The sequence below is a fragment of the Ferrimonas sp. YIN67 genome (genome assembly GCF_057219095.1).
Genome location: NZ_JBXVVJ010000006.1, coordinates 89,132 through 107,371 on the forward strand (window position 1 = coordinate 89,132; position 18,240 = coordinate 107,371).

The 18,240-nt window shown below is 59.0% G+C and carries 16 protein-coding genes; 10 read left to right on the plus strand and 6 right to left on the minus strand.

Annotated features, from left to right (window positions below; all coding sequences use genetic code 11):
* From AC2D8U_RS13625 to ubiA, 8 genes are all read left to right on the plus strand, one after another.
* Positions 1-2,865, plus strand: coding sequence for a formate dehydrogenase subunit alpha (locus AC2D8U_RS13625; RefSeq protein WP_484619797.1), 2,865 nt, complete (start codon positions 1-3; stop codon positions 2,863-2,865).
* A 14-nt stretch (positions 2,866-2,879) separates the two neighbouring features.
* The gene (gene fdh3B, locus AC2D8U_RS13630) at positions 2,880-3,455 is read left to right on the plus strand and encodes a formate dehydrogenase FDH3 subunit beta (protein ID WP_484619613.1); all 576 of its coding nucleotides are present in this window, start codon (positions 2,880-2,882) and stop codon (positions 3,453-3,455) included.
* Between the two features lie 58 nt (positions 3,456-3,513).
* The gene (locus AC2D8U_RS13635; protein WP_484619614.1) at positions 3,514-4,497 is read left to right on the plus strand and encodes a formate dehydrogenase subunit gamma; all 984 of its coding nucleotides are present in this window, start codon (positions 3,514-3,516) and stop codon (positions 4,495-4,497) included.
* 289 nt (positions 4,498-4,786) lie between these two features.
* Complete coding sequence (locus AC2D8U_RS13640) at positions 4,787-5,179, plus strand: DoxX family protein (protein WP_484619615.1); 393 nt, start codon at positions 4,787-4,789, stop codon at positions 5,177-5,179.
* Between the two features lie 165 nt (positions 5,180-5,344).
* On the plus strand, positions 5,345-6,325 hold the full coding sequence (locus AC2D8U_RS13645; protein ID WP_484619616.1) for a glutathione S-transferase family protein: 981 nt from the start codon (positions 5,345-5,347) through the stop codon (positions 6,323-6,325).
* Positions 6,326-6,460: 135 nt separating this feature from the next.
* Positions 6,461-8,086, plus strand: a complete 1,626-nt coding sequence (locus tag AC2D8U_RS13650; RefSeq protein ID WP_484619617.1) for a methyl-accepting chemotaxis protein — start codon at positions 6,461-6,463, stop codon at positions 8,084-8,086.
* Between the two features lie 57 nt (positions 8,087-8,143).
* A complete protein-coding gene (locus AC2D8U_RS13655; RefSeq protein WP_484619618.1) occupies positions 8,144-8,659 on the plus strand; it encodes an aminoacyl-tRNA deacylase in 516 nt (171 codons plus the stop codon).
* Positions 8,660-8,846: 187 nt separating this feature from the next.
* The gene (gene ubiA / locus AC2D8U_RS13660; RefSeq protein ID WP_484619619.1) at positions 8,847-9,716 is read left to right on the plus strand and encodes a 4-hydroxybenzoate octaprenyltransferase; all 870 of its coding nucleotides are present in this window, start codon (positions 8,847-8,849) and stop codon (positions 9,714-9,716) included.
* A 35-nt stretch (positions 9,717-9,751) separates the two neighbouring features.
* Here ubiA and AC2D8U_RS13665 read toward each other — a convergent pair whose 3' ends face one another.
* From AC2D8U_RS13665 to ubiD, 5 genes are all read right to left on the minus strand, one after another.
* Entirely contained in the window at positions 9,752-10,345 is a 594-nt protein-coding gene (locus tag AC2D8U_RS13665; RefSeq protein WP_484619620.1) for a GNAT family N-acetyltransferase, read from the minus strand.
* Positions 10,346-10,535: 190 nt separating this feature from the next.
* Positions 10,536-12,230 carry a sialate O-acetylesterase gene (locus tag AC2D8U_RS13670; protein WP_484619621.1) on the minus strand — a complete coding sequence of 565 codons (1,695 nt, stop codon included), beginning with the start codon at positions 12,228-12,230 and terminating at the stop codon, positions 10,536-10,538.
* Between the two features lie 136 nt (positions 12,231-12,366).
* A complete protein-coding gene (locus AC2D8U_RS13675) occupies positions 12,367-12,606 on the minus strand; it encodes a hypothetical protein (RefSeq protein ID WP_484619622.1) in 240 nt (79 codons plus the stop codon).
* Positions 12,607-12,658: 52 nt separating this feature from the next.
* The gene (gene fre / locus AC2D8U_RS13680) at positions 12,659-13,351 is read right to left on the minus strand and encodes an NAD(P)H-flavin reductase (RefSeq protein WP_484619623.1); all 693 of its coding nucleotides are present in this window, start codon (positions 13,349-13,351) and stop codon (positions 12,659-12,661) included.
* 25 nt (positions 13,352-13,376) lie between these two features.
* Positions 13,377-14,843: a 4-hydroxy-3-polyprenylbenzoate decarboxylase gene (gene ubiD / locus AC2D8U_RS13685; RefSeq protein WP_484619624.1), complete on the minus strand. Its 1,467-nt coding sequence runs from the start codon at positions 14,841-14,843 to the stop codon at positions 13,377-13,379.
* 137 nt (positions 14,844-14,980) lie between these two features.
* Between ubiD and AC2D8U_RS13690 the strand changes: the two genes are divergently transcribed.
* Entirely contained in the window at positions 14,981-15,421 is a 441-nt protein-coding gene (locus AC2D8U_RS13690; protein WP_484619625.1) for a hypothetical protein, read from the plus strand.
* A gap of 147 nt (positions 15,422-15,568) precedes the next feature.
* A complete protein-coding gene (gene traF, locus AC2D8U_RS13695; protein WP_484619626.1) occupies positions 15,569-16,756 on the plus strand; it encodes a conjugal transfer protein TraF in 1,188 nt (395 codons plus the stop codon).
* 99 nt (positions 16,757-16,855) lie between these two features.
* On the opposite strand, the gene AC2D8U_RS13700 is transcribed toward traF, so the two are convergent.
* Positions 16,856-18,100 carry a conjugal transfer protein TraF gene (locus AC2D8U_RS13700; RefSeq protein WP_484619627.1) on the minus strand — a complete coding sequence of 415 codons (1,245 nt, stop codon included), beginning with the start codon at positions 18,098-18,100 and terminating at the stop codon, positions 16,856-16,858.
* Positions 18,101-18,240: the final 140 nt, after the last annotated feature.

Below are 18,240 nucleotides of genomic sequence, written 5' to 3' on the forward strand. Positions count from 1 at the left end.
ATGAAATTAACCAAGAGCCAAGCCAAGGCAGATAACGGACAAGCTTTAGGCTTAAACCGCCGCCAGTTTTTGAAGAATGCCGGTGTTACCACCGGTGGTATTGCCGCGGCATCCATGCTGGGTGCCGGGATGGTCAATAAGGCCGAAGCCTCTGTTGCCCCGGCCACCGGCGGTAAGACCGAGACCGTGAAGACCATCTGTTCTCACTGCTCCGTGGGTTGTGGTGTGTACGCGGAAGTGGAAAACGGCGTATGGACTGGCCAGGAGCCTGCGTTTGACCACCCAATTAGCCGTGGTGGCCATTGTGCCAAGGGCGCCTCACTGCGTTACCACACTCATAGCGAGAAGCGGGTGAAGTACCCGATGAAGCTGGAAGGCGGGAAGTGGAAGAAGCTGAGCTGGGATCAGGCGATCAACGAGATCGGCGATCAGATGCTGAAGATCCGCCAGGAAAGCGGTCCTGACTCCATCTACTTCATGGGCTCTGCCAAGTTCTCCAACGAGCAGTGCTACCTGTACCGTAAGATGGCGGCCGTCTGGGGCACCAACAATGTGGATCACTCCGCGCGGATCTGTCACTCCACCACAGTGGCTGGCGTTGCCAATACCTGGGGTTATGGTGCGCAGACCAACTCCTACAATGACATGCACAACTGTAAGTCCATGTTGTTCATCGGCTCCAACGCCGCCGAAGCGCACCCGGTTGCCATGTCCCACGTGCTGACAGGTAAAGAGCGCGGCGCCAAGATGATCGTGGTGGATCCCCGCTTCACCCGTACTGCAGCGCACGCTGACGAGTACGTGCATATCCGTCCGGGGACCGACATTCCATTCATCTATGGCCTGCTCTGGCACATCTTCGAGAACGGTTGGGAAGACAAAGACTTCATCAAGCGTCGTGTCTATGGCATGGAAGCGATCCGTGAAGAGGTGAAGAAGTACCACCCCGCAGAGGTGGAAGACATCACGTCCGTTACCGGTGAGCAGATGTACCGTGTCGCCAAGACCCTGGCCGAGCATCGTCCCGGTACCATCGTTTGGTGTATGGGTGGAACCCAGCACACCGTCGGTAACGCCAACACCCGTGCCTACTCCATCCTGCAGCTGGCGCTGGGTAACATGGGTGTTTCCGGTGGCGGTGCCAACATCTTCCGTGGCCACGATAACGTACAGGGCGCGACCGATTTTGGTTTGCTGTTTGATTCCCTGCCGGGCTACTACGGCCTGTCCGAAGGCTCCTGGCGTCACTGGGCCAATGTCTGGGATCTGGAGTTTGACTGGATCAAGGCGCGCTTCGACCAAGGCCAGCACTTGGGCAAAACCCCGATGACCACTCCGGGCATTCCCTGCTCCCGCTGGCACGATGGTGTGCTAGAGGATAAAGCGAAAATTGGTCAGAAGGACAACATTCGTCTGGCGTTCTTCTGGGGGCAGTCGGTCAACACCGAAACCCGTGGCCGCGAGGTGCGTGAAGCCCTGAACAAGATGGACACCGTGGTGGTGGTGGATCCCTACCCAACCATGGCGGGCGTCATGCCGCAGCGTCAGGACGGCGTTTACCTGCTGCCCGCCGCGACCCAGTTTGAGACCTATGGCTCCATCTCGGCGTCCAACCGCTCCTTGCAGTGGCGCTCACAGGTGACCGATCCGATCTTCGAAGCCCTGCCGGATCACACCATCATGTACAAGATCGCCAAGAAGGTCGGCATTGCGGATCAGTTGTTTAAGAACATCAAGGTGAACGGCGATGAGCCGCTGATCGAAGACATTACCCGCGAGTTTAACCGTGGCATGTGGACCATCGGCTACACCGGTCAGTCTCCTGAGCGCCTCAAGCAGCACCAGGAAAACTGGCACACCTTCTCCTGGGAGAACCTGCAGGCACCGGGTGGCCCGGCCAAGGGCGAAACCTACGGTCTGCCGTGGCCGTGCTGGGGCACGCCTGAGCTCAAGCACCCGGGGACTCACATCCTGTACGACACCTCCAAGCATGTGATGGAGGGGGGCGGTAACTTCCGTGCCCGCTTCGGTGTGGAGCACAACGGGGTCAACATTCTGGCCGAAGATCCGGGCTCGAAAGGCAATGAGATCGGTGACGGTCACCCGGAATTCACCGCCGACATGCTCAAGCAGCTGGGCTGGTGGGACGAGCTGACCGCCCAAGAGAAGCAGCACGCGGAAGGCAAGAACTGGAAGACCGATATCTCCGGTGGCATTCAGCGTGTGGCCATGGCCCATGGCTGTATCCCGTTCGGCAACGCCAAGGCCCGTTGTAAGGTCTGGACCTTCCCGGATGAGATCCCGGTTCACCGTGAACCACTCTACACCCCGCGTCGCGATCTGATCGCCAAGTACCCGACCCACGACGACATGCAGGTGCATCGTCTGCCGACCCTGTTCAAGTCCATCCAGGACAAGGTGATCAGCGACAACCTGGATAAGAAGTTCCCACTGGTGGTCACTTCCGGTCGTCTGGTGGAGTACGAAGGGGGGGGTGAAGAGACCCGCTCCAACCCATGGCTGGCCGAGCTGCAGCAGGAGATGTTCGTTGAGATCAACCCGGCCGATGCGGCGGATCGTGGCATTCGCGACGGTGATGAGGTGAAACTGGCCTCGCCGGAAGGCGCCATCATCGGCATGAAGGCGATGGTGACCCAACGTGTGACCGAGGGTGAGTGTTTCATGCCTTACCACTTTGCCGGTCTGTTCGAGGGCGAAGAGCTGCAGTACCCAGAGTCCGGCGGTGTCAGCACCAAGCCGTACGTGGTGGGCGAATCTGCCAACACCGCGATGACCTACGGGTACGACCCTGTGACCCAGATGCAGGAGACCAAAGTGTCCCTGTGTCAGATCGAGAAAGCGTAAGGAGAAGCTAGATCATGGCTACCATGAAGTTTATGTGTGACACCAAGCGCTGCATCGAGTGTAACGGCTGTGTCACTGCCTGTAAGAACGAGAACGACTCTGCCCTGCAGTGGGGCATTCAACGCCGTCGTGTGGTGACCGTCAATGACGGTATGGTCGGCAAAGAAGCCTCCATCTCGGTTGCTTGTATGCATTGTGACGATGCGCCTTGCATGAAGGTGTGTCCGGTCAATGTGTTCAGCAAGACCGAGGACGGCATCGTGCTGCACGATAAGGACCGTTGCATCGGCTGTGGTTACTGTCTGTACGCCTGTCCGTTTGGCGCGCCTCAGTTCCCGAAACAGTCGGCATTCGGCGGCAAAGGCAAGATGGACAAATGTACCTTCTGTGCTGGCGGGCCGAATACCGAGCCAGGCTCCAATGAGGAGAAGGTGAAGTACGGCGCTAACCGTATCGCCGAGGGTAAGCTGCCCATGTGTGCCGAGTTGTGTGCCACCAAGGCGCTGCTGGCGGGGGATGCCGGGACCGTATCCGATATCTACCGTGAGCGTGTGGTCACCCGTGGCCATAAAGACGGTGCCTGGAACTAAGCACTGATGACAGGGGCGGCCACTGTGTCGCCCCTTTGTTGTTTGTGAAGGAGTAATTATGTTCAAGAATTGGCTTAAGCCCTTGCTGGCAGTGATGGTTATGCTGCCAGCGCTGGCGCTGGCTGCGGATCCCGGCACGGTCGCGGAGCAGGCGGGTAACCCGTCTGACGTCCTATGGCAGGCGATCCAGCAGGGGGAAGTGGGTCGCACCACTTCGTCGGTTGACCACCATGGTCAGCTGATCAATACGCCGGATGAGCGTCTGCTGCCGCTGCGCAGTGACTGGCTGGCGCCGGCATTTGTCCTGTCACTGTTTGGCATGATCGGGGTGTTTATCCTGTTCATCCTGGTCAATGGCGCCTCCAAACTGCACGATGGGTTCTCCGGCAAGATGGTGTTCCGCTGGTCCAAGGCCGATGTCGCCATCCACTGGCTTGGGGCGATCCCTTGTCTGTTGCTGATCCTGACCGGTCTGGTGTTGCTGGCGGGTCGTCTCATCGTGGAGCCTCTGTTCGGCCAGCAGGCGTTGGCCAGTGTGGGCGCGTTTGCCAAGCCGGTGCACGATTATATGGCTATCCCGTTTTTGCTCGGCTGGTTGTTGATGAGCGTGAAGTGGGCGAAGAACCAGATCCCCGCCAAGTATGACATCGCCTGGTTTATGGTGGTGGGCGGCTACATCAACTTTGGTCCGTTCAAGGGCAAGCACCCGGATGCGGGGTTTGCCAACGCCGGTGAGAAGCTGTGGTTCTGGGCCTTCGTGATCTTCGGTGCGGTGATCGCCATTTCCGGGGTGATCTTGCTGTTTCCCGAGTACGTTAACCCAAGCCGCAGCCTGAGCCTGCTCGCACTGATCCTGCACGGGGCGGCCGCCATCATCGTTACCGCCTTCTCCGTGGTGCACATCTTTATGGCGACTGTGCTGTCGGAAGGGGGCATGGACTGCATGGTGTCCGGTTACTGTGACGAGAACTGGGCCAAACAGCACCATAACCTGTGGTACGACGACATCAAAGCCGACGGTACATTGAAGTACAAAGGCTAGCTGTTGGCGGTTAGCCACCAATTGCCTACCACGAATAAAAAGCCCCGATTGGTTCGGGGCTTTTTGTTTGAGTAGTGGAGTGATTGCACCGGCGTGAGGGTTTTCATTCCCGCGAGGGAGGGCGGGCAGTCAGACTGGCTTCCTGGCGACGCTGGTGAGGATTAAAACGGTGCTTTCGGCAAAACGTATTAAATAGTCGAAAGATAAGGCCGTTTTTTTGCGATTTTATTCTTATTCCTTGGGACTATTATGCATGGGTCTCTCAATCAATTGCAGAAAGGAATAACCCATGACTGATGTACGTAACTCCCTGGCAGCTCCGGCGGATCTGCTGGCTCGTATCGCCCTCGCGTTTCTCTTCGTCGTTGCCGGCTATAACAAGATCGGGGGCTTTGCCGGTACCCAGGGTTGGATGGAGTCCATGGGCGTCCCCGGTGTGTTGCTCTATCCCGTCGTATTGTTGGAGCTGGGCGGTGGTATCGCCTTGATCCTGGGATACCAGACCCGCATCGTGGCCTTCCTGCTGTCCGGCTTCTGTGTGCTTTCAGCGTTGATCTTTCACGGTGATCTGGCTAATGACTTCAACAGCTTTGCCAAGAACATTGGCCTCGCCGGCGGTTTCTTGCTGCTGGCCGTGTATGGTGCGGACAAGTGGAGCCTGGACGCGAAACTTGCGAAGTAAACGCGGAGCACTCTTGCCCGACTCGAGCCCGGCCCTATGCCGGGCTCTTTCTTATTCGGCATAGACCGTTCGACTAAATCGCACGTTGATGCCGTCTCTTTGCACTTTTTCTTCGTTCATGGCGAACTAACATGGGATCAGGCCCAATAAAAGAAGGACAGGATCATGGGACAGTTGGTGAATGGCGTCTGGCAAGACGTTTGGTATGACACCCAGAGTAACAAGGGGGAGTTTGTTCGTGAACAGGCTCGCCTGCGCAACTGGATCACGCCTGATGGTGCCCCCGGTCCAACGGGCGAGGGGGGATTCAAGGCGGAGAAGGGGCGCTACCACCTCTATGTATCCCTGGCCTGCCCCTGGGCCCACCGCACGTTGATCTTCCGTACGATCAAGGGGCTGGCGGACTATATCGATGTGTCCGTCGTCAGTCCGGATATGTTGGATCAAGGGTGGAGCTTTGATCGGGCCAGTGGCTCCAGCGGTGATCGCCTCTATGACTTCGACTACCACCACCAGATCTATACTGCCAGCCAGGTGGATTACAGCGGGCGGGTGACGGTTCCCGTACTCTGGGATAGCCAGAGTCAGCGTATCGTGAACAATGAGTCCAGTGAGATCATCCGCATGTTCAATGGCGCATTCGATCATCTGACGGGCAATCAGGATGACTACTGGCCGCTGGAGCTGCGGGAGGCGATCGAGGAGATCAACCTGGAGATCTATGACAACGTCAACAATGGGGTCTATAGAACCGGTTTTGCTACGACCCAGCAGGCGTATGAGGCCGCCTATGAGCGACTCTTTGGTGCCCTGGATCGGCTGGAGGCGCGACTGGGCGACAGCCGCTACCTGCTGGGGGGGCGTATCACCGAAGCAGATTGGCGCCTCTTTACCACCCTGGTCCGCTTCGATGCCGTGTATTACGGCCACTTCAAGTGCAATCGCCAGTTGCTGGCCAGTTTTCCGAATTTGTCGGGCTATTTACGCGAGCTCTACCAGTGGCCCGGGGTGGCTGACACCGTCAACTTCGACCATATCAAGCGGCACTACTACTACAGCCATGACATGATTAACCCGACCCGGGTGGTGCCTAAGGGACCCAAACTGGACCTGAATTCCCCTCATGGACGCGAACAGATGAAATGAAGTTGTGACTGGATTTTTGTTTTTGTTTTCATGATGTTGATCGTCGATTAGAGTTGGTGGGTATCGCTTTGCCTGCCCTCTTCCAGGGACGATGTGATGGGAAGAGGATAAACTTGAAAAGGAAGTCAGCCACCCATGTCACTACTCTCCCACCTGTCCATCGGTCGTAAGCTCAGCCTGTTTCAGATCTTGTTCGTTGCTCTGGTATTGCTGTTCTTTGGTTACGGCACCTATACATCAATACAGCGTACGGTGGCCTATACCGATGCCCGTTTGCAGGGCCAGGTGTCGATCGCGGCGGGCCTGCTGGCCGAGTATCAGAAGTTAGAGCCGGTGTTGGGCCAAGCGCAGGCTCAGGCGGCGGCAAAGGCAGCCATTACTGACCAGCGTTTTGATGGCAAAAACTATTTCTGGGTGCTGGATGACAAAGGCACTTTGCTGGTACACCCGCACCGGCCAGACAGCCTGGGACAGGATATGCGCCCGGTGACCGATGGGGTGGGGCATTTTCACTGGCAGGCGATGTTGGATGTGGCAAGGCGTCAGGGGGCGGGTCAGGTGGTTTACCATCTGCAATTGCCCGGCGAGGCGGTGAAAGAGAAGCACTCGTACGTTCAACAGGTTGCGCCCTGGGGCTGGGTGATAGGTGCGGGGATCGATACCGTGCAGATCAACAGCGTCATCTGGCAAGCGGTGAAGCAGCTATTGCTGGTGGGGATAGTGAGCATCCTCCTGCCGGTCTTGATCGGTTGGGCCATTCGGCGGGATATCGTTGGACCCCTGCATCATCTGGAACGCCTGTGTCAGCGCCTGGCGGAAGGGGATCTGCGCCACGAGGCTTCTGCCCTGGATGATCGCCGGGACGAACTGGGCATGCTGTCCCGGGCCTTGGGCAAGGCCCGGAGCGATCTGGCGACGCTGGTGCAGCGTGTACAGCAGGCGGTGGGGCAGAATCGACAGCAGGCCGAGCTGTTGCTTAGCCACAGCAGTGCGAGCCAACAGCAGATCGCAACCCAGCAAGAGCAGCTCATCCAGGTTGCATCGGCCATGGAACAGATGAGTCAGACCGTCACGGAGGTGGCCAGGCATGCGGAAGATACCGCTCTTAGAGCCCAAGAACTCAGCAGTTCGAGTCAGCAAGGGCAGGCGAGCATGCATCAGGGTCAGCAAAGAATTGAGCAACTTGCTGAGGTGATCCGCGGCAGTGCCGATCAGGTTGAGGCCTTGCAGTCCGGCGTGATGGCGATCACCGAGGTTACCGATGTCATCGATGGGATCTCAGATCAGACCAACCTGTTGGCACTCAATGCTGCCATTGAGGCCGCGCGGGCTGGCGAGCAGGGGCGAGGCTTCGCCGTGGTCGCCGATGAGGTACGTCAGTTGGCCAGTCGAACCCAGCAGTCCACATCGGAAGTCAAATGCACGGTGGAGCGCCTGCAGGGCGATGCCGGTGAATCGGTTGCCGGGATGCAGCGCAGTCGGGAACTGGCCGTACAAGGGGTCAATGATATCGAGTCGGTCAGTCAGATGTTGGTCCAGATCAGTGAGCGGGTGACGCTCGCCAGTGAGCGGGTGTCGCAGATCGCCACGGCCGCCGAAGAGCAGAGTGTGGTGGCCGTTCAGATCAATGAAAACCTTCATGCTGTTAACGAGGCGGGGTGTGAGGTCGTACGTTTGGCCTCTGAGCTGGAGGGTGCCAGCCAGGTGATGGCCGAAGAGTCGACGGTATTGGCGCAGCAATTGGAGCGCTTCCGGATCTAGGCGGACTAAACTTAAGGGGTACTAGATTCAGCGCCCAGTCTGGGCAAGGAGGTCAATATGGCCATTGCGATCCGAGTTTGTGATTATCTCAAGAGTTTGGGCGTGTCCTACTCTCTGGTGCCCCATCCTCATAGTCAGTCGGCTGTGCAGTCCGCCATCAGTGCCGGGGTGCCGGTCAGGCAAACGGCGAAGGGAGTGATGTTGGAAGATCATGAGGGACGGCGGATCCTGGCCGTCGTACCTGCGGGGAATCGGGTGATCCTGAGGAAACTCAGTGAGCAGTTGGGCCGTGAATTGCGCCTGATCACGGAAAATCAACTCAAGGGCAGTTTCGAGGACTGTGAACTTGGGGCCCTGCCTGCGACGGGTGATCCCTATCATATCCAGACTATTTACGATGATCAGCTCAGTGAAGAGGAGGAGATCTTTATTGAAGCGGGTGATCACGAACACCTGGTCAGGCTGAGCCATCCGGCATTTCTGGCGATGATGGCGAATCATCCCCATGGCCGGTTCAGCGTTGATCGCAGTGCCGATTACGGTCAGCCGAAACGGGGCTGGGACTGGCAGTAGTCCGCGCTTTCTTGTCGGCGGGTACCTTGGGGTACCCGCTTCTTTGATGCAGGGCGAGTTTGGATGGGCTGTGCGGGTACCATCTGGAGGAGGCCCGGGAAACTGTGATCCGGGCGAGCGGATGGGCTGACAGGGTGTGCGCAATGCCGCATAATGGCGGCAATTAGAATAACAATAAGGCTGATCCATGCTCGCAGTGATGCAAGGGCGTCTCGATGCCTATTTTCGTTTGGCCCGGTTGGACCGACCCATTGGAACCTTTCTCCTTCTCTGGCCCGCCATGTCGGCCCTCTGGCTGGCGTCCGGTGGCCTGCCAGATCCCTTCGTCCTGGTTGTCTTCTTCGTCGGTGTCTGGCTGATGCGAGCCAATGGCTGCATCATCAATGATTTTGCCGATCGTAAACTGGATCGTCATGTGGAGCGGACCCGACAACGACCGCTGGCGAGCGGCGAGATCCGTGCGCGAGAAGCCCTGGCCCTGTTTGTCCTGGTTGGCCTGCTCTGTTATGCCCTGGTGCTGCAGCTCAATGCCCTGACGGTGAAACTGGCCTATGTCGGGATCGTACTGACCGCCATCTATCCCTTCACCAAACGTTTCCTGCCAGCCCCCCAGATGTTTCTCGGTATCGTCTGGAGTTGGTCCATTCCCATGGCCTTTGCCGCCCAGACCGGCACTGTGCCCACCATTGCCTGGTACCTGTTTGCCGCGAACTGGTGCTGGACCGTGGCCTACGACACCATGTACGGCATGGTGGATCGTGAGGATGATCTGAAGGTTGGGATCCGCTCAAGTGCCATCTGGTTCGGCCGTTGGGATCGGCATTGGATAGGCCTGTTTCAGGGGCTGACCCTGATCCTGTTGACGGGGATCGGGATCCGTCTAGGGCTGGGCCTGGCTTATGCGGCGGGCGTGGCGGCCATGGCGTTGTTGTTTGTTTTTCAGCAGCGGCTGATCCGGCAGCGTGAGCGGCCAGCCTGTTTTAAGGCCTTCCTCAACAACAACTGGGCCGGGGCTATCCTGTTCTCCGCCATTGTGCTGGATTATGCCCTGCGATAAATCAAAAAACGCCGAGATCCCTTCGGCATTTTGAGTTACAGGCTGGCCACCGCCCGGGAGCGCTGGTATTGGGCCAGTGTCTGGCTAAACCAGCACTGATCCACGGTGCCCTCCTCGAAGTGCTCATACACCTTGTGGCTGCGACCGTAGCCACTCTTCTCCAGCACTCGCTTGCTGGCCCGATTCGTGTCATAGGTATCCGCCCAGACTTGTTCGGCACCCAACTCCTCGAAGGCGATCTGGCTCAGTATCCGGCAAACGCGGGTGGCCAGTCCCTTGCCCCAGCTTGAATGGGGCAACTGATAGCCCAGATCAAAGTGACCCGGGTTGCCTTGCCGGGCCAACAGGGCGGCCATCCCGGCGAATCCCCCCTGCTCATCGCGCAGGGCCAGCATCAGGACGCCGGGTTTCTTGCCTGTCGCGATGGCAGATTGCATCGCCTCAAACTGCGGCAGGAAGTAGTCGTAATAGACCGGCTCCGGTGAAGGGGCAAAAAAGAGGTATTGATTGACTCGTTCGTCGGCCAGCATACGACAGATAGCGGGCATATCCTCAGGGGTCAGCAGGGTCAGGCTATGGTTTGGGAGTAGAGGATGGGTGCCGCCATCGATCAGGGTGAAGAGAGTCATTGTGCTAGGCCGGTGGGAGAATTTTCGGGCGGGATTATGCCGTTTTGACGGGGGGGAAACTGTGACTCTGGACAAGGATCCGCCAGTGGTTTCAGATCTGCAGGTGACTTTGCCAGGGGGCGACGGCAGGCAGAATGACAGGACGGGGTTTTCCGGCTGACATGCCAGTCAACCCCGTGTTGGAAGGGCTTTAGAACGTCATTGCTGGCCGTTGCCAGTCTTTGGGTTGGTAGCCCTCGGGCTTGCTCGGCTTGAGTACCGTGACGGTGGGTTGCTCCGGATCATACAGCGGCCAGTCGTCGGTGCGGAACGGTGAGGCGGGGAAACCCTCCCTGTTATAGAGCAGGTTGCGCTGTGAAGGATTCATCGCCCAGGCGTAGCGGGCAGCCACAGGCTTGTTGACCGCCTTGGCCGAGAGGATGATCTTATCCCCCTGGATCCTGGCATCGGCCCAGTGCCACTGTTGGTCTTCACCGGCGATGGCAAAGCTGTCGAGGGGGGCATCCCGGGCGGGAAGCAGCCCCTGGCCGACGGCGTCAAAGGTGAGCACCAGCTGACTGCCGTTGAGGCGCGTCTCTTTCAGGCGTGGGCCGGTATCCATATTGTCGAAGCCGTAGACCCGGCTCAGCGCCAGGGCCGCATGACGCAGGCCGATGGGACGCTTGTTCTTGGGATGGAGCTCCACCGCATCGCCGGTATCGATGGCGACGGCCAAACCGGTATTGGCCACCTCTTCACTGACCAGCCGCATCATCTCGCGGTTCACCGCCCAGCTTGCCTCGACACCTTCGACCGGCAGGGTTTGGGGGGGATTCCAGCTGGGCAACTGGGTAAAGAACACAGGGAAGTCAGCGGCGACATTGCCATTGCTCATCTGATGCCAGGAGTGGCGATAGTAGCCGATCATCTGGGCCAACTGCTGGCGATAGTTCAACGCCTGTGCGACGTCTTTCGAGTTGCGCTCTCCCTGATACCAGATCATCCCTTTGATGCCATAGGGACGGACGGGGTGGATCATGGCATTGAAGATGTGTCCTGGCATTTGATGACCCAGGTTGGCGGGCTTGGTGATGATCGGCGGTTTGATCTTGCGGCTCTTGTTTTTCATGATGTCACCGGCCGCCACTTTGGCTTTGTAGGTGGCCAGCTCCTGCTGATAGGTTTGCAGGGCCTGATCACGGTCGAAACGGCGTGAGCGTCTATCCATATCGGCGATCAGGGCCGCGACTCGGGGATCATCAAGCTGGAGCTCTCTTGGGATCCAGCCTTCGATGGGGGTACCGGCATAGGCCTGGACGATGATCCCCACGGGGAGTCCCAGGGCTTGTTGCAGGGTGCTGGCAAAGTGGTAGGAGACGGCGGAGGTTTCTGCCGCCGACTCTGCGGAGCCGACTTTCCAACGCCCGGTGGCATTGTCGAGCAGGGGCTCATGCCAGTGCTGGCGCTCCGACTGGTAGATCCTCAGTTTGGGATTGGCCGCCTGCTTGAGGGTTTCATCGGCGGTAAAGGTGTTTTTGACCGCCCAGCCCATATTGGATTGCCCGGCGGCGAGCCACACCTCGCCGATCGCAACGTTGGCAAAGGTAAGCGTGTTGCTGCCTTCAATGGTGAGCCTGTGCCCCGTCCCATGGCTCGGGGTGGGCAGCATCAGTTTCCAGTTGCCATCGGCGTCGGTGGTGGTCCTGGCGCTGGCGCCCCAGCTGGCGCTGACTCGGATCTGCTCACCGGGATCGGCAAAGCCCCAGATGGCGTTGTCGGTTTGCTGCTGCAAGATCATATTGTCGCCAAACAGGGCCGGAACCCGGACGTCTGCCTGGGCCAGTGGGACGGTGCCAAGCAGGGCGGCAAACGCCAGGATATTCACTCTCTTGTGTTTCTTAGTCACTGCGCCATTGCTCCATAAGTGCCTAGAACTTAACCATTTCCACTCTAGCGATAGGCAAGGGGTTGTCACTCTCTTCTTTGTATATTTTTGTATAGTCGAGGGCTGGTGGGGATGGGGCCCGGGGTTGCCGGGCGGGCTAGGGGGTGTGATCGCCTTGGGCGCCTTGGATGAGCAACAGGAACAGCTTGGCGGTGATCAGCAGGAGTAACCCCAGTCCGGCAGTCCCGGCAATACGTTGTATTCCGGCGATCCCCATATTGAGGTGGAGCTGTTCGACCAGCGTGAGGTAGAGGGCCTGGGCGATCAGCAGTCCGCCAACAAGCATCGTCCCTTTGATCAGTCGACCCCAGACGGGTTGCAACCTCGAGTCGGTCATGGTGTCACTCCTTCTGGGCGGCAGGCCGAGCAACAGCCCGGCACGATGCCGACTACTTCAGAAACGCGTAGGCATCACCATAGAGGTGGGCGTCGAGGACGCCCTGCTCACGGAAGCGCTCCCGGGCGGCTCCGGCCATCTCGAAACGGCCAGCGATATAAACATCGTAATCGTGCAGGCTGATGAAATCCTCGCACACCGCATCAATCACCGTCCCCTGACGTTCGCCCTGGGGGGCGTCATCAAAGACCGGGATAAAGGTTAATGCTGGATGCTGCTTGGCCCACTGTTCGGCGGCCTCGCGCAGATACATGCTGTCGGCGTCCCGGCTGCCCCAGTAGAGGAAGGTGGTCTGAGTATCGCCACTGGCAATAAGGCTCTCCATCATGCTGTGGAGGTAGGAGAACCCGGTGCCACCGGCGATCAGGATCCGTGGACGGCCGCTGTCGGCACGCAGGTGCGCCTGGCCGAAGGGTCCCTCAATGGAAATGCGCTCACTCCCCTGCAACTGCTCGATCACCTGCATGGCATACCCCTCCGCCACGGCGGCGCCAATATGCAGTTCCAGATGTTCGGCGCCCGGGGCCGAGGCGATGGAGAAGGGACGTTTGTCCTTGTCGCCCATCACCACGGACAGATACTGTCCCGGCAGGTGGGCCAGGGGCTGGACCGGTTTCAGGGTGACGCGGTAGACGGTGTCGTTAAAGGGCGTGACAGACACGACCTGGCAAGGGATCTGGCTCATAAGTGCTCGTTATTATTCTGCTTTTTCATTCAAGGCCATAGTCCGCCCAGCGGGCGTCGACCTGCTGTTTGACCGCCTCGTCCATGACAATGGGTTCGCCCCATTCGCGGTCGGTCTCACCGGGCCATTTATTGGTGGCATCCATGCCCATCTTGGATCCCAGGCCCGCCACCGGCGAGGCGAAGTCCAGATAGTCGATGGGGGTGTTTTCCACCATCACCGTATCCCGGGCCGGATCCATTCGAGTGGTGATGGCCCACATCACGTCGTTCCAGTCCCGGGCGTTGACATCGTCGTCGCAGACGATGATGAACTTGGTGTACATAAACTGGCGCAGGAAACTCCAGGCCCCCATCATCACCCGCTTGGCGTGGCCGGGATACTGCTTCTTGATGGTGATCACCGCCATGCGGTAGGAGCAGCCTTCCGGTGGGAGATAGAAATCCTCGATCTCCGGGTACTGTTTCTTGAGGATCGGCACGAATACCTCATTGAGCGCCACCCCCAGCATCGCCGGCTCATCCGGCGGCCGGCCTGTGTAGGTGCTGTGGTAGATGGCGTCCTTACGCAGGGTCATATGGGTGACGGTAAAGACCGGGAAACTTTCTACCTCATTGTAGTAACCGGTGTGATCCCCGTAAGGGCCCTCCGGTGCTTCCAATCCCGGCTCCAGGTAGCCCTCCAGCACCATCTCACAGGTGGCAGGGACCTGCAGCTCATTGCTGACGGACTTGACCACCTCGGTGCGCTCGCCGCGCAGCAGGCCGGCAAAGGCGTATTCGCTCATGCTGTCCGGCACCGGGGTGACGGCCCCTAAAATGGTGACGGGATCGGCCCCGAGGGCCACGGAAACCGGGTAACGCTGTCCCGGGTTCTGGCGCTGGAACTCCTGATAGTCGAGGGCGCCGCCACGATGGGCCAGCCAGCGCATGATCAGCTGGTTTTTACTCAGCAGCTGCTGGCGGTAGATCCCCAGATTCTGACGTTTCTGATTGGGTCCCTTGGTGATGGTCAGGCCCCAGGTGACCAGGGGCGCAACATCGCCCGGCCAGCAGTGCTGCACCGGCAGTCGGGTCAGATCCACATCGTCGCCTTCGAGGACGATCTCCTGGCAGGGGGCCTTGCGGACGATTTTGGGGGGCATGTTCAGCGCCTGCTTGAACATGGGCACCTTGGCGATGGCGTCCTTGAAGCCCGACGGTGGCTCAGGCTCCTTGAGGAAAGCCAGCAGCTCGCCGACCTGACGCAGGGCCTTGGGATCTTCATGGCCCAGGGCCATGGCGACCCGCTTGGGGGTGCCAAACAGGTTGGCCAGCAGCGGCATGGTGTGGCCCCGGACGTTTTCGAACAGCAGGGCTGGGCCACCGCTGCGCAACACCCGATCACTGATCTCGGTGATCTCCAGATGGGGATCGACCTCGGCGCTGATCCGTTTGAGCTCACCCGAGGCTTCCAGGTGAGCGATAAATTGGCGTAGATCCCGAAACTTCACGATATCTGTTCTCGTTCTTGATGTGATGTCCATCTCAGTGCGGGCCATTATAGCGAGGCGGATGCACCTTGTCCCTGCTGGCACCATGGGGGGATGCCGATTAGGCTCAAAGGAGAAACAGATCAGGAGGTGGGATCATGAAACCTGGCCCTTGGATGTTGGGGTTGGCCTGGCTGTCGATGGCGGCGCTGGCGGATGCCGATCTGTATCTGGGCGTCGATTGGCATCAGGGCCACTGGCGCCCCGGCTATGGTATCGGCTGGCATGAGGGGCGTTATGGGCTGGGTTACGGCCGTTATCGTTACGATCCCTGGCTGGATCGCTACCGCTATCCCCATGTTCCTCGAGCATCACGACGGCCCGCTTTGCCCAAGCCCCCGGCCCGGGTGATCGCCCCACAGAGCACCATCCGTTCGGAGTCCGTGGCAAAGGGCAGTCGGGCCAGCCTGCCCGCCAATGCCAGGCTGATCCCAACCGCCAGCGGGGCGCTCTATCTCTGGCAGTCACAATGCTATCGCCTGGACTGGGAGGATGAGCGCTATCTGGTGGTCCCATGCCCGGATCCGCACTCGCCGTGATCTGGCTCATAGACTCGAACCACAACCACCCAAATGCCACCGGATTTAGCCAGTGGTCATATTAATCCCTTCTCGTTGCTGTACTCTTAGCGCCCCTTTGCCACAGAGCAAAGCTATATAAAAACAAAGAGTTGAGAGTTATTTTTTATGTCACGATTGACGATGGCGGCGCTGGCGTTTTGCCTGGCGCCCGGCGCCATGGCGAATGTCAGCAGCGATGCTCGTGTGGGTGCCATGGCGGGGGTTGGGGTCGCCTCGGGCCAATTTAGCCAGGCCCAGCTGAATCCGGCCCTGCTGACCCGCTTGGAACCGCGCCGCCGCTTCTCCATGCGGATGGGCCTGGGGGCGGGAGCACAGGGGTATGAGTCTATGGAAGATGATCTCCATGCGCTGGAAGATACCCTGGACGAGTTCGAATGGGCGGTCAACACGCCGGGTACGGATCCCAATGAACTTCAACGTCTGGCGGAGCGGGCCATCACTCAGTTGGAGGAGTTCGATCAGAGCGCTTTGGAGGCCGATGTCGCCACGCACCTAGGCTTTTACCTACCGGATCAGACCCTGGGCTGGGGGGTCACTGCATCGACTCAGGTTCATGCGGGGGTGCGTTTTCACTATGACGACGAGGATGCGGCGCTGATCAACGATGCACTGGAATCCGGTGAGTTTGATCTGGATGAGATGCATTCCTACCTGGAGGGTAATGGCGTCGCGGTATCGGATGTGGCGGTGAGCTTTGCCCACCTGTTTACTGTCGAGGGCTTTGGTCCCCTGGCGCTGGGCCTGTCGACCAAATATCAGCGGATCGACAGTGTGCATGAGCGCGAAGGCTTCGAGGATGACGACTGGGACAGCGGCTCTGATGAGGAGGACGATGCTCTGGGTTGGGTAACCAGCGAGGGCTTTAACCTGGATCTGGGGCTGCAGGCCCATTGGGGAGCCTGGCAACTGGGGCTGGCGGGTCGTAACCTGTTGGGCCATAAGCTGTATGATGTCGAAGGCACGTCGCTTCGGCTGAAACCCACCTGGGTGATGGGCGGGGCCTATCAGGGCCATGGTGTCACCCTGGCCCTGGATCTGGATCTGATCGAGGACCGCTCTTTCGAGTCGGTTAAGTTACCGAGTCAGTGGGTGCGTCTGGGCTTCGAGTATGATCTCTTCGGTCATCTGCAGATCCGTGCCGGTTACCGTCATGACATGGCGGGTCACTATGACGATCGGCTCAGTGCAGGCCTGGGGCTGAGCCCCTGGAATGTACTGAGCCTGGATCTGATCGCTGAAGTGGGGGAGGAGGATGAACTGGCGGCCGGGCTGATGTTGGGGCTGAAGTTCTAACGGTGATCACCTGGCTTTGTCTAAGGGCCACTCTCTGACAACAGAAAGCCCGCTCAGTGAGCGGGCTTTGTCATTCTTATCGAGCGAATAGGCTCTGGTTTAGAAACGGAAGCCCAGTTGCACACTGGCGCCGAGTTCATCGTCCTCGCCCATCTCGGCGGCAACATCCAGATTGAAGATCTTGCCCGGGGAGATCCCCAGGCCGGCAGTGATGACATCGGTATAGTTACCGCTCAGATCGGTACGGTAGCCGCCGCGCAACTGCAGGTGGCCATAGAGGCTGTACTCGAGGCCGATACGGGCCCATTGCTGTGGAGCGCGGATCACTTCGAAGGACTTGTCCTCCATCAGATCCAGATCGGCGGCCAGGGTGAAGCCGTAGTTCTGGTAGGCCACTGAGCCCAGGGCGCTGGGCTTGAGTTCAAACAGCAGGGGATCACGATCCAATCCGGCCGGTACAGAGGATTCCAGCTCCTGGCTGATCAGGTTGCGCCCCACCAGGGCGAAGTGCCAGTGTTTGCCATAGCTGGTGTGCAGGCCGATATCCAGGTTGAAGCCGGTCTGCTCGGTCAGGTTATCGTCCGAGGTCAGCTCATCTTCGAAGTCGTCGCTGTCGAACATGCCGAGTTTGGCATTATAGAAGTAGGTGTCCAGGCGCTGGGCCTTGGGGGCGATCCCCACCGCCAACTTCTCAAACAGCGGTACGTCAAACTCCGTGGCGAAGCTGAGTGCCACCTCGGTCACCCCGACGCCGACGCCATCCAGGTTGGACTGGATATCCTCCATATCAAATTCGGCGTTGCCGGTCTGGATCGCTTCCTTCACCACACGGTTAACCAGATCTTCATCGGCTTTATCGAAGTGAAACAGGCCACTGACGGCGGTGTAGTTGCTGAGGGTCAGGCCAAAGCCCACTTTCTTGCTGGGGATATAGAAGCCCAGCAATGGCGAGAGCAGGGCCTCGGGATTGAAGCCGTCGATCTTCTTCAGATCGGCAATAAGCTGGGCTTCCAGCTCTTGAGCCCGGGCAATGTCAGCCGGATTGTTATAGTCGAACTGGTAGTTGAGGAACTCGTCAAACGCATCCAGGGTGTCGGCGGCGGCGTCCACATCATCCAGGCCATCTTCGTACTCTCGGGCCTGGACGCCCAGGCCAAGGATCATGGCAAAGTCGTCGTTCTCTTCGAACCGAGTCAACAGGGCCGGGTTCAGGGCTGCCTGGCGGAAATCGCCGGCGCTGATCCCGGTGCCCGCCATGGCAACGGCGCGGGGATCGGACAGGGTGTTGGCGAAAGCCGAGGGGGCCAGACTCAGTGCAACGCAGCCCAGGATGATTGAACGCATTTAATTGTACTTCCATGCCTCTAAATGTTGCCGCATTGTATCTCTCCGTGATTTATATGTCATGTGAAACAGTTGTTTAGCCATTTGGCTCATGGGTTGGGTGAGGTTCGGTTTGGGGCGCAGTGCCGTTCGTGCCGGCA

What these genes read in the sequence shown, in the direction of transcription:
- AC2D8U_RS13665 (WP_484619620.1), bottom strand. Translation starts at nt 10,345, where the DNA reads ATGACTCTCTTCACCCTGATCGATGGCGGCACCCATCCTCTACTCCCA.
- fre (WP_484619623.1), bottom strand. Translation starts at nt 13,351, where the DNA reads ATGAGCCAGATCCCTTGCCAGGTCGTGTCTGTCACGCCCTTTAACGAC.
- AC2D8U_RS13690 (WP_484619625.1), top strand. Translation starts at nt 14,981, where the DNA reads ATGAAACCTGGCCCTTGGATGTTGGGGTTGGCCTGGCTGTCGATGGCG.
- ubiA (WP_484619619.1), top strand. Translation starts at nt 8,847, where the DNA reads ATGCTCGCAGTGATGCAAGGGCGTCTCGATGCCTATTTTCGTTTGGCC.
- AC2D8U_RS13700 (WP_484619627.1), bottom strand. Translation starts at nt 18,100, where the DNA reads ATGCGTTCAATCATCCTGGGCTGCGTTGCACTGAGTCTGGCCCCCTCG.
- traF (WP_484619626.1), top strand. Translation starts at nt 15,569, where the DNA reads ATGTCACGATTGACGATGGCGGCGCTGGCGTTTTGCCTGGCGCCCGGC.
- AC2D8U_RS13625 (WP_484619797.1), top strand. Translation starts at nt 1, where the DNA reads ATGAAATTAACCAAGAGCCAAGCCAAGGCAGATAACGGACAAGCTTTA.
- fdh3B (WP_484619613.1), top strand. Translation starts at nt 2,880, where the DNA reads ATGGCTACCATGAAGTTTATGTGTGACACCAAGCGCTGCATCGAGTGT.
- AC2D8U_RS13640 (WP_484619615.1), top strand. Translation starts at nt 4,787, where the DNA reads ATGACTGATGTACGTAACTCCCTGGCAGCTCCGGCGGATCTGCTGGCT.
- AC2D8U_RS13655 (WP_484619618.1), top strand. Translation starts at nt 8,144, where the DNA reads ATGGCCATTGCGATCCGAGTTTGTGATTATCTCAAGAGTTTGGGCGTG.
- AC2D8U_RS13650 (WP_484619617.1), top strand. Translation starts at nt 6,461, where the DNA reads ATGTCACTACTCTCCCACCTGTCCATCGGTCGTAAGCTCAGCCTGTTT.
- AC2D8U_RS13645 (WP_484619616.1), top strand. Translation starts at nt 5,345, where the DNA reads ATGGGACAGTTGGTGAATGGCGTCTGGCAAGACGTTTGGTATGACACC.
- AC2D8U_RS13675 (WP_484619622.1), bottom strand. Translation starts at nt 12,606, where the DNA reads ATGACCGACTCGAGGTTGCAACCCGTCTGGGGTCGACTGATCAAAGGG.
- AC2D8U_RS13635 (WP_484619614.1), top strand. Translation starts at nt 3,514, where the DNA reads ATGTTCAAGAATTGGCTTAAGCCCTTGCTGGCAGTGATGGTTATGCTG.